At 59.6% G+C, this 16,027-nt stretch carries 14 protein-coding genes and 1 tRNA gene; 11 read left to right on the top strand and 4 right to left on the bottom strand.

Going from position 1 to position 16,027, the window contains the following annotated elements; translation table 11 throughout:
- Positions 1–139 precede the first annotated feature (139 nt).
- Together rpmA and rplU are read right to left on the bottom strand one after the other, a co-directional pair.
- Entirely contained in the window at positions 140–406 is a 267-nt protein-coding gene (rpmA, locus tag RE429_RS18390) for a 50S ribosomal protein L27 (protein WP_370438800.1), read from the bottom strand.
- A 36-nt stretch (positions 407–442) separates the two neighbouring features.
- The gene (gene rplU / locus RE429_RS18395; RefSeq protein WP_414472118.1) at positions 443–835 is read right to left on the bottom strand and encodes a 50S ribosomal protein L21; all 393 of its coding nucleotides are present in this window, start codon (positions 833–835) and stop codon (positions 443–445) included.
- Between the two features lie 275 nt (positions 836–1,110).
- On the opposite strand from rplU, the gene RE429_RS18400 reads away from it, so the two are divergent.
- A tRNA-Ser gene (locus tag RE429_RS18400) sits at positions 1,111–1,200 on the top strand.
- A 480-nt stretch (positions 1,201–1,680) separates the two neighbouring features.
- Here RE429_RS18400 and RE429_RS18405 read toward each other — a convergent pair.
- On the bottom strand, positions 1,681–5,286 hold the full coding sequence (locus RE429_RS18405) for a hydantoinase B/oxoprolinase family protein (RefSeq protein ID WP_414472119.1): 3,606 nt from the start codon (positions 5,284–5,286) through the stop codon (positions 1,681–1,683).
- Positions 5,287–5,394: 108 nt separating this feature from the next.
- Here RE429_RS18405 and RE429_RS18410 point away from each other — a divergent pair, with 108 nt between their 5' ends.
- The 8 genes from RE429_RS18410 to RE429_RS18445 all read left to right on the top strand — a co-directional run bounded on the left by RE429_RS18410 (position 5,395) and on the right by RE429_RS18445 (position 12,348).
- Entirely contained in the window at positions 5,395–5,916 is a 522-nt protein-coding gene (locus RE429_RS18410; protein ID WP_414472120.1) for a winged helix DNA-binding protein, read from the top strand.
- Positions 5,917–5,948: 32 nt separating this feature from the next.
- Positions 5,949–6,842, top strand: a complete 894-nt coding sequence (locus RE429_RS18415; protein WP_414472121.1) for a LysR family transcriptional regulator — start codon at positions 5,949–5,951, stop codon at positions 6,840–6,842.
- A 95-nt stretch (positions 6,843–6,937) separates the two neighbouring features.
- Positions 6,938–7,747 carry a putative hydro-lyase gene (locus RE429_RS18420; RefSeq protein ID WP_414472122.1) on the top strand — a complete coding sequence of 270 codons (810 nt, stop codon included), beginning with the start codon at positions 6,938–6,940 and terminating at the stop codon, positions 7,745–7,747.
- Between the two features lie 43 nt (positions 7,748–7,790).
- Complete coding sequence (locus tag RE429_RS18425) at positions 7,791–8,846, top strand: TRAP transporter substrate-binding protein (RefSeq protein ID WP_414472123.1); 1,056 nt, start codon at positions 7,791–7,793, stop codon at positions 8,844–8,846.
- 82 nt (positions 8,847–8,928) lie between these two features.
- Complete coding sequence (locus RE429_RS18430; RefSeq protein WP_414472124.1) at positions 8,929–9,543, top strand: TRAP transporter small permease subunit; 615 nt, start codon at positions 8,929–8,931, stop codon at positions 9,541–9,543.
- A 4-nt stretch (positions 9,544–9,547) separates the two neighbouring features.
- Positions 9,548–10,834 carry a TRAP transporter large permease gene (locus RE429_RS18435; RefSeq protein WP_414472125.1) on the top strand — a complete coding sequence of 429 codons (1,287 nt, stop codon included), beginning with the start codon at positions 9,548–9,550 and terminating at the stop codon, positions 10,832–10,834.
- Positions 10,834–11,517: a DUF2848 domain-containing protein gene (locus RE429_RS18440; RefSeq protein WP_414474245.1), complete on the top strand. Its 684-nt coding sequence runs from the start codon at positions 10,834–10,836 to the stop codon at positions 11,515–11,517. The genes RE429_RS18435 and RE429_RS18440 overlap by 1 nt, the downstream gene beginning before the upstream one ends.
- A gap of 30 nt (positions 11,518–11,547) precedes the next feature.
- Positions 11,548–12,348 carry a hypothetical protein gene (locus RE429_RS18445; protein ID WP_414472126.1) on the top strand — a complete coding sequence of 267 codons (801 nt, stop codon included), beginning with the start codon at positions 11,548–11,550 and terminating at the stop codon, positions 12,346–12,348.
- A 92-nt stretch (positions 12,349–12,440) separates the two neighbouring features.
- On the opposite strand, the gene RE429_RS18450 is transcribed toward RE429_RS18445, so the two are convergent.
- The gene (locus tag RE429_RS18450) at positions 12,441–13,733 is read right to left on the bottom strand and encodes an amidase (RefSeq protein ID WP_414472127.1); all 1,293 of its coding nucleotides are present in this window, start codon (positions 13,731–13,733) and stop codon (positions 12,441–12,443) included.
- Positions 13,734–14,011: 278 nt separating this feature from the next.
- On the opposite strand from RE429_RS18450, the gene RE429_RS18455 reads away from it, so the two are divergent.
- Both RE429_RS18455 and RE429_RS18460 read left to right on the top strand, forming a co-directional pair.
- Positions 14,012–14,344 carry a DHCW motif cupin fold protein gene (locus RE429_RS18455; protein ID WP_414472128.1) on the top strand — a complete coding sequence of 111 codons (333 nt, stop codon included), beginning with the start codon at positions 14,012–14,014 and terminating at the stop codon, positions 14,342–14,344.
- A gap of 368 nt (positions 14,345–14,712) precedes the next feature.
- Positions 14,713–15,783: an IS110 family transposase gene (locus tag RE429_RS18460; RefSeq protein WP_414472129.1), complete on the top strand. Its 1,071-nt coding sequence runs from the start codon at positions 14,713–14,715 to the stop codon at positions 15,781–15,783.
- The last annotated feature ends 244 nt before the right edge of the window (positions 15,784–16,027 follow it).

The raw sequence follows: 16,027 nt of genomic DNA on the forward strand, positions 1-16,027 counted from the left end.
AAACACGAAGGGGAGGTGGACATCCCACCTCCCCTGTCGGTTCTTGGATCTGAGCTTGGCCTTTTGGGCCTGTTTCGGAGCTTCGATCCGCCGGGTCGGTGTGATGCCGGCGGGAGCTCCTTCGTTTTGCTCTCGCCGTTTACTCTGCGGCCTCTTGGGCCGGGACGACCGATACGAAAGCTCGGCCTTGACGCGTAAGAAATCGGACTCGGCCATTGGCCGTGGCAAAGAGGGTATGATCCTTGCCCATGCCAACGTTCGTGCCCGCGTGCCATTTCGTGCCGCGCTGACGAATAATGATGTTGCCGGCGACGACCTGTTGATCGCCGAACTTCTTGACGCCGAGACGACGGCCTTCGGAATCGCGACCGTTGCGAGACGAACCGCCTGCTTTTTTGTGAGCCATGGGTCTACTCCCGTGTTCCTGTCAGTTGCCTTGCGCTTATTCAGCGGTGGCCGGCGCAGCGTCGTCCGCCGCAGCCTTGGTGGTCTTCTTGGCCGCAGCCTTCTTGGGCTTCGCGCCACCGGCGAGGATCTCGGTGATCCGCACCACGGTGTAATCCTGGCGATGCCCGCGCTTGCGGCGCGAATTCTGGCGACGGCGCTTCTTGAAGGAAATGACCTTCTCGCCGCGGGTGTGCTCCACCACTTCGCCTGCCACGGTCACGCCCTCGACGAGCGGGGCGCCCACCTGGGTCTCGCCTTCGTCGGTGACCATGAGAACCTGGTCGAACGTAACGGCGGTGCCCGGCTCTCCTGCGAGCGTGGCGACGGTGATGACGTCATTGGCGGCAACGCGATACTGCTTGCCGCCGGTCTTGATCACTGCGAACATCTTGATCCTCGTGTTCAAACCCAAATCTCACCGGGTTTCAGACCCGCTGGTTTGGCTTTTTGGCAGTTTCCGGCTTCGTTTCACGGCCGCTTGGAACAGCCGCATGGATACGAGAAGGCACTCTGACCCGCTCATAGAGGATGTCTACCTACGGACAGCCCCTGGATTTGTCAATCAAAAACCTCTCAAAAACATTCATCAAGGTGCTTGAAGAGCCGCCAAGCCCATGATACCTAGCCGGCCTCAACCAGCGGGGCCACGGCCCTTCGCACCCCGGAGAGGTGGCAGAGTGGTTGAATGCACCGCACTCGAAATGCGGCATACGGGCAACCGTATCGGGAGTTCGAATCTCCCCCTCTCCGCCATATTCCTAAAGTAAGCACCTGAAATTTCTAGAGTAATCTCCGAGGCCTCAGAGTTGGCCCTAACATTGGCCCCAACAGCGACGCACGGCTCCGTCTCTCTACGTGTGATAAGAATCATCAGACGGGTCGTCCGCTTACGGCCTTGATGCGGAAATTCAGTCTACTTCCGCTTTGTGCCAGGAGGAGACATTCCCTGCTAGAGGTCACGGCCATGCGGCTCCTGCGGATCACGATCTTTGTGTTCCGCATTCCCTCAACAGTCAGAACTGACCTTGAGGGCAGCACTTTACGGACGAGCTTTCTGCAAACTGGTTCGACCTTCTTTGTCATGCCCGCCCTGGATGCCACGGACCCTCTCCGCTGGGGAGAAAACTCCGCAATAAGCTTTCATGGCACAGCCCGAACTGTCTGGATCAAGCATGCTTGATCCAGACAGTTCTTTTCAGTTTCCTCTCGTTAGGAGCGGGCTTTCTCGAACGCTCAGTTCTCTAAGGCTCCGAATCCGCCACCGGTTGGCGTACGGACGATGATGGCCTCACCCTTTTCTATCTTGGTTTGGTCACATCCTTTGAGTCGCTCGAGGCTTCCATCCTTGCGGCGCACCCAGTTCTCGCCCGTCTGACCCGCATCGCCTCCTGCAAGCCCGAAGGGACGCACCCGGCGATGGCCAGAGAGGATGGCGCAATCCATGGCCTCCAGGAAGCGGATGGTGCGTGCGGTTCCATCACCGGCATTCCAGCGGCCACGACCTCCGGAGTTGCGGCGGATATGAAAATCTTCAAGGACGACCGGATAGCGGACCTCGAGAACTTCGGGATCAGTGAGACGGGAATTCGTCATGTGGGTATGGACCGCATCGGCTCCATGGAATTCGGGTCCGGCCGGAGCACCGGAGCAGATCGTCTCATAGTACTGATACACATCGTTGCCAAATGTGAGATTGTTCATCGTGCCCTGCGCAGCGGAGAGAGCTCCGAGAGCACCGAACAAGCAATTCGTCACCGCCTGACTGACCTCGACATTGCCCGCAACGACTGCAGCAGGGTATTGAGGCGAGAGCATAGAGCCCTCCGGAATGATCAGATTGATCGGCCGCAGGCATCCCGCATTCATGGGGATATTGCCTTCGACCATCACGCGGAACACGTAAAGGACCGCAGCACGCGCCACCGGCTCGGGAGCGTTGAAGTTGTCAGACCGCTGGAGTGAGGTTCCGGTGAAATCGACCGTCGCCTCTCTGCGATCGTGATTGACTGTGATCTTCACACGGATGAAGCACCCCTGATCCATCTCATATTCGAAGGACGAGTCGGACAATGCGTCCAGCACCCGACGCACGCTCTCGTCGGCATTGTCCTGAACGTGGCCCATATAGGCTTGCACAACATCAAGCCCGAAATGGTTCACCATGCGCCTCAGCTCCGCCACGCCCTTTTCGTTGGCCGCGATCTGCGCCTTCAGGTCATTGACGTTCTGCACAACATTTCGCACCGGATAGCGAGCACCCATCAGGAGCTGTCTCAGCTCCTCTTCCAGGAAGCGGCCCTGATCCACCATCTTGAAGTTGTCGATGTAGACCCCCTCCTCCTCGATGGTCATGGCGAGTGGCGACATCGAACCTGGGGCGATTCCGCCAACGTCCGCATGGTGTCCTCGCGACGCCACGAAGAACAGGATCGTCTCCCCCGCCGGATCGAAGACGGGCGTGACCACCGTGATGTCGGGCAGATGCGTGCCGCCATTGTAGGGCGCGTTAATCGCGTATACGTCGCCTGGCTTCAGATTGTCGCCATGGGCCCGTATCACGCTTTCGACCGAGCGGTCCATCGAGCCCAAATGCACGGGCATGTGAGGCGCGTTGGCTACCAATCGGCCCTGTGCATCGAAGACCGCGCACGAGAAGTCCAACCTCTCCTTAATATTCACGGAATAGGCTGTGTTCTGAAGCGTCACGCCCATCTGCTCGGCGATCGACATGAACAGATTGTTGAAGATCTCGAGCATGACCGGATCCGCCTTCGTGCCGACGGCCGGTGCGACCCGAGCTGCCTCGGTCCGGCGCATCACCACATGATTCTTCGCAGTGATCTCTGCAGACCAGCCGGGCTCAACCACGATGGTTTGATGCGGTTCGATCAGGAGCGCCGGGCCTGCAAGCCGCTTGCCGGGAGACAGGTGCTCGCGATGATAGACGGCAGCATCATGCCATTCGCCCTGAGAGAAGAACTTCGTCTGGGCCATAGGATCGGCCTCTGCCAGAGCGACCGGAAGATCCGGCTCCTCCGCAGGTTGACCGCCGCCGACTGCCTCGACCGAGACGGCCTCGATGCTGAGCTTTCTTGTTTCGTCAATGAAACCGAAGCGTGCGCGATGGGACGCTTCGAAGGCCAACTTCATGCTTGCGATGTCCGCAAAGTCGACGGTCAGCGACATATCGGTGCCCGCGTAGCGAATGTGCGCCCGCTGATAAATCTCGATGTCATCGGCTGGAACCGCTTGTTGCAGCAGCTCGTCCCGTGCCTCTTTCGCGAGTTCATCGAAGGTTTGGGCCGCGTACCCAATGCCCTCGTTATCGAGAGGCGCTTCGACCGTACGCTGGCGGGTGGCGCGGATATCAGCCAGCCCCATGCCATAGGCCGAGAGAAGGCCGGAGAAGGGATGGATCATCACCGTTCTCATGCCGAGGGCATCGGCTACGAGACAGGCATGCTGCCCCCCTGCGCCACCGAACGACTGGAGCGCATATTCGGTAACATCGTAGCCGCGCTGCACGGAAATCTTCTTGATTGCATTGGCCATGTTCTCGATGGCGATGCGGATGAACCCATCGGCCACAGATTCCGGCGAGCGGCTACCACCGATGCGACCGGCCAATTCGGCGAATCCTTGCCGGACAGCCTCAACATCGAGCGGCTCGTTGCGATTGGGGCCGAAGATAGCCGGGAAGAAGCTCGGAGCGAGCTTGCCGGTCATGACATTGGCATCCGTCACCGCAAGCGGACCGCCGCGACGGTAGCACCGGGGGCCCGGGTTGGCGCCGGCCGAGTCGGGACCAACCTGGAAGCGCGATCCGTCATAGTGAAGAATCGAACCGCCGCCGGCAGCAACAGTATGAATCAGCATCATCGGAGCGCGCATGCGCACTCCTGCCACCTCGGTTTCTAGAGTGCGCTCGTAGTCGCCGTCAAAATGCGACACGTCGGTGGACGTACCGCCCATGTCGAAGCCGATGATCTTGTCGAATCCCGCGATACGAGCCGTTTCAACGCACCCCACGACGCCTCCGGCCGGACCGGAGAGAATCGCGTCGCGGCCTTGGAAAAGATGGGCGTCCGTCAGACCACCTGAGGACATCATGAACATGAGACGGGCGGTCCGCTCTGATTCCTCGCCCAGCTCGGAGGCAACCTGATCGACATAGCGGCGCAGGACCGGCGACAGATAAGCATCCACCACGGTCGTGTCGCCACGCCCCACGATCTTCATCAGGGGGCTGACTTCATGCGAAGCCGAGACCTGAGTGAAGCCTACCTCGCGCGCAATCGCAGCGACAGCCTGCTCGTGAGCCGGGTAGCGATAGGAATGCATGAAGACGACAGCACAGGCGCGTATGCCTTCCGCATAGGCGGCGGAAAGCTGCTGGCGGACGAGGTCGAGATCCGGCTTCGCCTCGACGGTACCGTCGGCAAGAACCCTCTCCTCGATCTCAAGCACGCTGCCATAGAGCTGCTCCGGCTTGGAGATATTCTTGGCGAAGATATCAGAACGTCCCTGGTACCCGATCTTAAGTGCGTCGGCGAAGCCCTTCGTGATGACAAGCAGGGTCCTATCGCCCTTGCGCTCCAGCAGAGCATTCGTCGCGACCGTAGTCCCCATTTTCACGGTCGCGATCTGCTCCGTCGGCAGAACATCGCCGGCGGAAAGTCCCATCAGCTCGCGGATGCCGTGGACTGCCGCATCGCGATAAGCCTCGGGATTCTCGGAGAGCACCTTGTGCGCGAGAAGTGCTCCGTCGGGCCTACGCGCGACGATGTCAGTGAATGTCCCGCCGCGGTCGATCCAAAAGTCCCACTTCCCTGAAGTCATGATGTTCCCCTATCCTGGTTATAATAAGTTCGCAAAATGTAGATAAATCGTCGACAAATTGTCAACGTCTCTTCGCAGGAACTGCATCCTTTCAGAGGTCTTGTAATCATGTCACCACATTCGAAGGCCCCAGGCCCGATTGTTTCGTCCGCTCACCTGGCGTCGGGTGGGCTCCCTGCCCTGTCTGAGTTCGAATTTGGACTGATCCTTGCATCCCATGCCTTCCACCGCTGGATCGTCCGCGGCATGGCTGCAGCGGGATTGCCCGACCTGTCACCGATCGACATCTTCGTGCTCCATTCCGTGCTCCACCGTTCCAAGCCGAAGCGATTGGCCGACATCTGTCTGGTCCTGAACATCGAAGACACTCATGTGGTGAGCTACTCGGTCAAGAAACTGGAGCGCCTCAAGCTCGTCGCGAGCAAGAAGGCAGGTAAGGAAAAGTTGATCTCGGCCACCGAGGCAGGATCCAGAGCCTGCGAGGAATACAGGGCGATACGAGAAACGCTTCTTGTCGGCCCGGTTGCCTCCCTCGGACTGGAAATGGAGACCCTGTCACGGCTGGCAAGCCAGATGCGGACCCTGTCGGGCTATTACGATCAGGCCGCCCGCGCCGCGGCATCGCTATAACGCCGAAAGCACAGGAGGCTGAGAGGAAAGTCATGGAACTCAAAGAGATCGAGGCTTTCTACTGGAGCGCCACGCTGCGCAGTTTCTCGAAGGCCGCAATTCGGCTGGACACATCCCAACCGACCATCTCGGCACGCGTCGCGTCCTTGGAAAGGCGGCTCACCCATTACCTCTTCGACAGGAGCGGGCGCGAGGCGAAGCTCACGCCCAAGGGCTTGGAGATGATCACATGGGCAGAGCGCATCCTCAGCCTTCACCAACAGGCCATCCATGCCATGTGCGGCGGAACTGGCACCGGGGGCATCGTTCGCGTCGGCACGTCCGAGACCATCGTACATACATGGCTGCCCGATTTCATTCGCGCCTTCGAATTGAAATTCCCGCGCCTCAGCCTGGAACTCACGGTCGATACCACACCGAATCTGCGAGACGGGCTGGCCGGGCAAGAGATCGACCTGGCCTTCCTCCTTGGGCCTGTTCCGGATCCTTCGATCCAAAGCCGAACGCTCTCGAACTACAAACTCAGCTTTGTTGCAGCCCCGCGTCTGGGGTTTCTCGGACGGCCCATCACAATCGAGGATCTCGCGGAGGTCACGATCATTACGTATGGCCGCAGAACGCGGCCGACGATTGCCCTGACAGATCTTTTCCGTTCATCCGGAATGACGCCGCCTAGAATGATCACGTCCGCTTCTCTCTCGGCCAACATTCGGCTGGCGGTCGACGGCGTCGGCGTCGCGATTCTCCCACCTGCTCTTATCCAAGACGAAATCGAGTCTGAGAGACTGGGAGTAATGACGACGGATATCGTGATGGATCCGCTCAAATTCACAATCTCGTACTGCAAGTCCCTGTCGAACCCAGTCCTTGAAGCGGCTGCGGACCTCGCAATCCGCATCGCCCAGACGAGCTATCAGGAAAGCTGATTGGTCACCCAGGCATCGGGGCTATTGATTGGAGTTACTTACCAAGCATTAATGGATTGCACGAAAATAAAGTAAATAACCCAAGGGAATGGTATATGAATACATTGCCGCAACGCGCCGATCTAGCGCTAGCGACCGGTCTCGATGTGCGACTGGCTGCACGCAGTGGCACTCTGAGAGATCAGACATCGGGCCTTGCACGCGGACACGTACAGGGCAATCTCGCCATCCTTCCGGCGGATCTAGCTTCTTCTTTCCTGCGGTTCTGCCAAAGAAACCCTAAGGCCTGCCCGCTGATCGGCGTTTCTGAACCTGGTGACCCGCGGGTCCCGGAGCTGGGTGCGGATCTCGACATTCGCACGGACCTCCCTCTTTACCGCATCTGGCGCGACGGCGAACTCGTCGACGAGGTGACGGATGTCTCCTCCGTCTGGCGCGATGATCTGGTGTCGTTCGTGATCGGATGCTCGTTCTCGTTCGAGGAAGCGCTGATGGCGGATGGGATCGTTCTTCGGCACATCGCCGAGGGCACGAACGTCCCGATGTACCGGACCAACATCCCCACTCAGCCAAGCGGTCCGTTCCATGGCCCGCTGGTCGTATCCATGCGCCCGCTGAAGCCGGCCGATGCGATCCGTGCGGTACAGATCACATCGCGCTTTCCTGCTGTGCACGGAGCGCCAGTTCATCTCGGCAAACCGGAGATGATCGGAATCAAGGATCTCGATGCTCCCGATTACGGGGAGCCGGTACGTCTTGCCGATCATGAGATCCCTGTTTTTTGGGCATGCGGCGTCACTCCACAATCCGTGGTCGCAGCAGCCCGCCCCTCCTTCGCCATCACGCATGCGCCGGGCTACATGCTGGTCACCGACCTTAAGAACAGCCGGCTTGCGAATGGCTGAGGCAATAACAGAAAAACATATCAACCAGAGAAGGATAACAGCTATGAAATCACCTGCCTCGCTCGTCACCGCGAGCATTCTCTCCCTTTTCATCGCCGGCAGCGCGCTGGCACAGGATTTGCCCAAGACCCACCTGAAAGTCGTGGGCGCCTGGGGTAACCTCTCGCAGTATAAGAGCTTCGAGCAACCCTTCTGGACCAAGGAGATCACCGAGAGGTCGAAGGGCGCCGTCACGGCTGAAATCACGCCATTCAACGAGATGGGCATGAAGGGCGCCGAAATCTTCCGCCTCATGCGCCTCGGCGTCATCGATTTCGGTTCCACGGTTCTGGGTTATGTGGCAGGCGACGACGCCCGCAACGAAGCCATCGACCTTGCAGGCCTTGCACCCGACATCGAGACTGCTCGCAAGATCTCGGATGCCTACAAGCCGGTTTACGACAAGTTCTACGGCGAGAAATTCGGCATCAAGGTGCTGGGCATTTGGCCCTATCCCGCGCAGGTCATCTACTGCAACAGCGAGATCAAGAGCCTCGCGGACCTCAAGGGCAAGAAGGTCCGGACTGGCAACCGCACTCTTGCGGAATTCGTCGAGGCTCTCGGCGGCACGGGCGTGACGATGACCTTCAGCGAAGTCGTCCCCGCCCTGCAGAACAAGGTGGTCGACTGCGCGATCACCGGCACTCTCTCCGGCAATTCGGCAAAGTGGTACGAAGTCTCGACCCACATCCACGAATTACCCGTCGGCTGGAGTCAGGTGATGTTCGCCGTCAATCAAAATCGCTGGAACAGCCTCGACGCGAATGTCCGCACCTTCCTGGAGAAGGAGATCGCCGATCTTGAGGATCGGATCTGGAAGGGCGCGGATGAGGAGACCCAGCAGGGCTTCGACTGCAACACCGGCAAGGACACCTGCAAGCTCGGCACCAAAGCGAATATGACCTTCGTGCCGATCACCGACGCAGACCGGACCTTCCTGAAGAAGGTACTTTCCGAAACCGTGGTTCCCAAGTGGGCCGCACGCTGCCCGGGTGACTGCGTGGAGAACTGGAACAGCTCAGTCGGAAAGACCATCAACATTCAAGCCAAGTCCAACTAAGGACCTGCGAGTCACTCGCCCCTAGCGCTTATCACCGAAGCCTCCCCTCCTTGGGGAGGCTTCCTACAAGATTGATGATGTCATGATTGCTGTTCTTGACCGCTGGCTCGCGCTTGCGGATCGTCTCTCCACGCTCGCTGTGCGGCTCGCCGGTGCCATGATGCTGGCCGCTGCATTACTCGTCGGACTGGATGTTCTGCTGCGCAAGACCGTGCTGATTACACTGGGTGGCGCTGATGAGCTATCCGGTTATGCCTTCGCAATCGGCACAACCTGGGCTCTTGGCTTTACCCTGCTGCGGCGCGCCAATGTCCGTGTCGATGCACTTTACGGACGGCTTCCCCTCAGGGTCACAAGCTGCCTCGATATTGTTGCCCTCCTGTCGCTCCTTGTGTTCGTGGGTTACCTGACCTGGCGATCAGCGCTTGTCCTTCAAGACTCGCTTCTCTTCGACACGCACTCGACGACACCTCTCGGAACGCCCCTGTGGATTCCGCAGTCGCTCTGGGTTGTCGGCTTCTTTCTCTTTCTCTTCACGATTGTGCCTTTGCTACTGAGAAGCACGATCGCCCTGGTCACGGGAGACCTGCCGAAGGTCAGCCAGCTCGCAGGCGCCATGACTCTCGAAGAGAGCGCGGCCGAAGAATCTAGCCACACCGCCGAACTTCAGGCTCCCCACTCAAGGCCGGATCGCTGACACCATGCTTGGTACAACACTCATCATTCTCCTTGGGCTTCTTGCCGTCGCCATTCCGGTCGCAGCCGCCATTGGCGTACTCGGTCTCGTCCTCGAGCAACTCTTCAGCACGATGCCTCTCAGCCTGGCGATGGGCGAGATCGCCTGGTCAGCCGGCCGCGACTTCCTTCTCGTCTCGATCCCGATGTTCATCCTTCTCGGCGAAATTCTGCTGCGCTCCGGCGTCGCTGAAAGGATGTATTCCGCGATGGTCAAGTGGCTGTCCTGGCTGCCCGGCGGGCTGATGCACTCGAACATTGGTTCCTGCGCGATCTTCGCCGCCACGTCAGGATCCTCGGTTGCCACGGCAGCGACCGTTGGCACCGTTGCCCTCCCGCTCGTCAATCGCCACGGCTACAACGAGCGCCTATTTCTCGGAACGCTCGCAGCGGGCGGAACACTGGGAATCCTGATCCCGCCGTCGATCAACATCATCATCTACGCCGTTCTGACCGACACCTCGATTCCCAAGCTCTACCTGGCGGCAATCGTCCCGGGTCTAGGCCTTGCCGGATTGTTCATGGCCCTCATCGTTGCGGCCTGCCTGTTCAGGCCCTCCTGGGGCGGGAAGCCGATCCGGACCACGTGGAGAGAGCGCTTTGCCAGCCTTCCCGATCTTCTGCCACCTCTCGGGATCTTCCTGGTCGTTGTCGGCTCGATCTATGCAGGCATCGCCACGCCGACCGAGGCTGCATCCCTTGGAGTGATTGCCGCCCTGGTGCTTGCAGCCTGTTTCCGGCGGCTCAGTGTGAAAATGCTGATCGAGGCGTTCGAGAACACCATGCGGACGACCGCGATGATCATGCTGATCATCATCGCCGCCTACTTCCTCAACTTCGTGATCACAGCCATCGGGTTGACCCAGATGATCACGGACACGGTAGCGGGACTGGGTCTTTCCAAGTACGAGATGCTGCTGGCCGTGGTGGTATTCTACCTGATCCTCGGCTGCTTCATGGAGACCCTCTCCATGATGATCACCACAATCCCCATCGTTGCTCCCGTCATGGTAGCCCTCGGCTTCGATCCGATCTGGCTGGGAGTCGTCATCGTCGTTCTCATCGAGGCGGCTTTGATCACACCTCCTGTGGGTCTCAATCTCTATGTGGTGCAATCCCTTCGAACCAGGGGAAGCCTCAACGACGTGATCATTGGGTCGATTCCCTTTGTCCTTTCGATGCTGGTTCTCATCCTGCTCCTTGCCCTCTTCCCCGGCTTGGCCCTGTGGCTGCCTGCCCAATTCGGAGGCTAATTTTGCTCACCTTCAATCGAATCTCGCAGAACGGTGCGGATCGGATCGGCCTTGACCCGCAGGCACTGGTCATTGCGGGCTGGGCCGGACGGGACGAGCACGCAATCCAGCACCACATCGAGGAACTCGCTGCCATCGGAGTGCCGCCCCCCTCGTCGGTTCCAGTCTATTATCGGGCATCGGCCAGCAATCTCACTCAATCCGAGCGTGTCGAGTTTCTCGGCACGGACTCCTCCGGTGAGGTGGAGCCAGTGCTGGTGGCGCTCGCGGATGGCTACTGGATCGGCATCGGTTCCGACCACACGGACCGCAAGGCTGAAACGGCAGGCATCGCCCTTTCGAAGCAGCTCTGCGCCAAGCCGATCGGCAAGACCCTGTGGCGACTGGATGAGCTTGAGGCTCATTGGGACCAGATCATCCTGCGCTCCTGGGCGACCATCGATGGAGAACGCGTGCTCTATCAGGAAGGGACCTTAGCGGCCCTCAGAACTCCCCAGGACCTCATCGACCGCCGCCCCTCGGGATTGGAGATCGCGCCGGGAACCGTGATGTATTGCGGAACCCTGGGAGCCATTGGAGGCATCAGGCCAGGCAGTCGATTTGAGATGGAGCTCGCGGATCCGGTGCTGACCCGCGTCATTCGGCACGCTTACGAGATCGAGACCCTGCCCGTCGTTTCCTAACCGCGGGTGCAGGCCCGGAGGTCATTGTCCGTGGATCCATCGTTCTGGGCGCTCCTTCTCGCTAAGATGCTGCTTGCGGCTGCTATCGTCGTGAGCGCATCGATGATCGTTGAGCGAAGCGGCCCCTTCCTCGGCGCTATGGTCGCGACCCTGCCGATTTCGGCAGGGCCGGCTTTCGCATTTCTGGCCACCGAGCACAGTGCCGAGTTCATCTCCGAAAGTGCTCTGGCGGGACTTCCGGTTACGGCCGCTACCGTCGTGTACATGGTTGTGTATGCCACCGTTGCGCAGCGTCGGGGGGTGTTGGCAAGCATCGGAGCGGGATTCGCTGTTTGGGCGGCGTTCGTTTTCCTTATCCTACAAGGCCAATGGACCCTCGGCGGTGCTCTCGCCCTGAATGGTGCCGTCTTTGCGGCTGCGCTTGTCTATGCGCGTCGGCTGACAGGAGCAGACAAGCCACCTCGCCTTCAAAAAAGATCGTGGGATGTTCTGTTCCGTGCCAGTCTGGTCATGGTTTTGGTCGGAGGAACGGTTCTGGCCGGGAGAACGCTTGGGCCTGCTATCGCAGCTGCTACGGCTTTGGCTCCTGTCGTGCTGATCAGCCTCGCTCTGATCCTTCAACCTCGCATCGGTGGAATCGTCACTGCATCAGTTGTTGCCAACGGCGTTCCGGGAATGCTGGGCTTCGTCGGAGCATTGTCTGTCATTCACTTGGGCGCGGTTCCTATGGGCGCTTTTCCGGCCCTGCTCCTTGCCCTGACCTTAAGCCTCGGATGGAACGCAACCCTGGTCGCATTGCGAAGCCGGCGCATGAATCAGATCCGGACCTGAACCGAAATCATTCAAGCGGACCGTCCGACAATCACTTTCCTCATATTGCCTCCGGAGCAATGCGGCGGCCCTCACGGACCGCCGCACGTCAATTACGCCGCGAAAGCCTTCTCGACGCTCGCTGCGATTTCGAGCAGTTTTCTGTCATACCCATTGCGGCCCATCAGCATGAGGCCGACCGGGCGCGGCTGGCCGGGGATGGGAAGAGAGATGGCGGTCAGGTCGAACAGATTTCCCACCATGGTGTTGCGCATAACCAGCAGGTTGGTCTGCCTGTAGAGCTGATCGTCCACCAAAAGAGGAACGGTCGGCGGCGCGGTGACGGCTGTCGCCGGCAAGGCAAGAGTATCGATCGCCTTCAGGCGCTCATCCATCGCGGCGATCAGGGCATCCCGCCGCCGCATCATACGAATATAGACAGGCGCTGGCAGGGACGCACTGAGAGCGATGCGGCCCCGAACACGCGGATCGAACAGCTCGGCTTTCGCGTCGAGCCAATCCGCGTGGATCTCAGCCGCCTCGATCGAGGCAATCGATGCCGGAGACGTAACCTTCTCCATCTCTGCGAGCAGGGCATCGATATCCACATCAATGACATTGGCTCCGGCCTTAGATAGAAGATTCAGGCTTGCTTCGAATGCTTCCGCAACCAGCGTCTCGGTCTCGGTGAACAGGCGGCCGCGCGGCACGCCTACTTTCAGACCGGTAAGGGAATAAGGAGCGAGCGCCTGCGGCACCTCGCCAGCCATAACAGCATCGGCATTGGCGCAGTCCTGCGCCGTACGGGCAAGAGGACCTATGGAGTCGAGGCTGTAGGAAAGAGGGAACACCCCTTGCGTCGGCACCCGACGCGCCGTCGGCTTAAATCCGACGATTCCATTGAACGATGCCGGAATGCGCACCGAACCGCCCGTGTCGCTGCCGATGGAGATCTCGCTCGTTCCCTCGGCCACCGAGACCCCTGCCCCAGAAGACGACCCGCCCGGAATCCGCTCGGGATCAACGGCATTGCCGGGCGTACCATAATGCGGGTTGAGGCCAAGTCCGGAGAAAGCGAACTCGACCATGTTCGTCTTTCCGATGATCACCGCACCAGCCTGACGCAGGCGGCGCACGACCTCTGCATCGCTGGCAGCGGGTGGTGCATCGCGCAGAACGATAGAGCCTGCCGTCGTGGCTTCACCCGCGACGTCGAACAGGTCTTTAATCGAGACAATCGATCCATCGAGAGGTCCCAGCGACACACCCGCTTTCCTGCGAGCGTCGGCGGCATCTGCAGCGGCGCGGGCTGCATCCTCATAGAGCTTCAGGAATACCCGCTCCTCTTCGGCCCTGTCGGTCAATCGGGCCAAAATGCTTTCTAACCTGTCTCTTGTCGTTCCCATGGCACTACCAAATTGGGCAGCTCCCTTTGCCGCCGGTCGCTCAATTTACTACGCGAGGAAGGAGGCATTGCCAAATTTAGCATCCTCTTTCAATCGGCCCAAGGCGCCTGAAACCGGATCTCCTGCATCGTCTCTCATTCCCTTGATTGTTCTACAGAGACTCGGCAAGTTTGTGCTAACAAGAATGGCATCAAGAGCATGCTGAACACCTATGCATCCGTTGATGCAGCGGCGCCCAATAAGTATTGAAGCTAACGAGCCCACTTCAGAGGATCTCCATGAAGATACCGACCCTACCATTTACCGTAACGGACTGGGCGAGCATGCCTGCAACCGAGCATCCCGGCGAAAGCGGCAAGGCCATATGGCGGACGTTTGTTGTAGGCGATCTGAGGGTTCGTCATGTGGAGTATACTCCTGGCTATGTTGCCGATCACTGGTGTGACCGCGGCCATGTCCTCTACGTCCTTGAAGGTGAGCTCGACACCGAATTGCGCGATGGACGCACGTTCAAACTCAAACCAGGGATGAGCTATCAGGTGTCCGATCATGGTGATGAATCTCATCGCTCTTCTACGACCACTGGTGCGAGATTGTTTATCGTGGACTAGAGCCTTTTCCGCAAAAGTGGATGCCGGTTTTGCGAAGAAAAGGCGCCTTTCTCAAACAACAGGAGCCTTTTCCATGAACTTCGGTTCATGGAAAAGGCTCTAGCCGCACGGGTATGCAGCCCACTCCCATGAGTTGCTTGAGCCGCCCGTTGGCAACTGTTTTGTTGAACTGTGAGAATGTCAGAGCCGCTCGGAGGGCCTGACCCTTGTTATGATTGACCGCGTGTCATTGTGTTGACGTGTCGGCCTTCCGGGCGGCACCTGACCTTCTGCTACAGCGTGACTTGATAGGAGCTTGGGGACTCGTCCCGTCACAGTCCTGTCCGCCCGCAGGAACCCGTCAGGGCCCCAGCCGCGGAGGAATAGGAATGCAAGAGACCGATCCTGCCGAGATCATCATCGGCGTTGACACCCACAAAGAAGCCCATACCGCTGTCGCCATCAACGGGCTTGGGGCCCGCCTTGGTGCCATCACCCTGTTGGCAAGCCGCAGAGGCTATCAGGAGCTGGAGACCTGGGCCCGATCCTTTGGCTCCGTCCGCGCCTTCGGGATCGAGGGGACAGGCTCCTATGGGGCTGGCCTGACGCGCTTCCTGCAGGAGAGAGGGCACAGTATCATCGAGGTCAACCGGCCCAATCGCCAGATCCGGCACCAGCATGGCAAGAATGACCCGCTTGATGCTGAGAACGCGGCCCGCGCCGTTCTCAGCGGCCAAGCAAGGGCAGCTCCGAAGTCGGGCACCAGCTTGGTGGAAATGATCCGCCATCTCAAGGTGGCGCGAGACACCGCCGTCAAGAGCCGCACCCAAGCGATGGTCACCCTCAAGACGATCATCGTCAATGCTCCCGCTGCCTTGCGCGAGAGCCTTGACGGCCTCACCGGCAAAATGACCCTGATCCGCCATTTAGCCGCCCTGAGACCGGGAGCGATGACTTCACCAACAGCCTCAGCCAAAGCAACATTACGCGCTCTCGCCCGGCGCTGGCTGATGCTCGATGCTGAGATCAAAAGCCACGATGCCGATCTCGATGCTCTGACCACCGCCTGCGCGCCGACCCTGAAGGAGGCTCATGGTATGTCGACCGGTACGGCTGCCGAGATGCTGATTCTCGTCGGCGACAATCCCGAGCGCATCCGCTCGGAGGCAGCCTTCGCCAAACTGTGTGGCGCCTGTCCCATTCCGGCCTCGAGCGGCAAGACTTCACGTCACCGTCTCAACCGCGGTGGCCATCGTCAGGCTAACGCGGCTCTATATCGCGTCGTCATTATCAGGATGCGCAGCCATCCACCAACCCTTGACTATGTCCGTCGACGAACGGCAGAGGGCAAGGGCAAGATGGAGATCATTCGTTGTCTCAAGCGCTTTGTCGCACGGGAGATCTTTGGCTATCTCTGCCGCGCTAGCAGGCCTCCCACAATGCTCTCTTCGGCCTCTTGACCTCTATAGGAGCATCAACGCTTCTGCCGGGCTGGTCGGTGCGGCCATGTGTTCGACCTACTGGAGCGGTACGCATGACCGCTGGCCATAATGCCCTCCGCGAAGGGGTCCCGACCAAAAGCTCGCATTCCAAGATGGCTCTGGCACGAATGGGGTGTCCATCCCGCAGAGCGTTGAGCCGGCAGCGCCGGTGTGCCGCCTCAAGCTCGCTTGACTATTTCGTATTGCTCGACGGATCGCCTCT

This window comes from Microvirga sp. M2 (genome assembly GCF_047497095.1).
Lineage (GTDB): Bacteria > Pseudomonadota > Alphaproteobacteria > Rhizobiales > Beijerinckiaceae > Microvirga.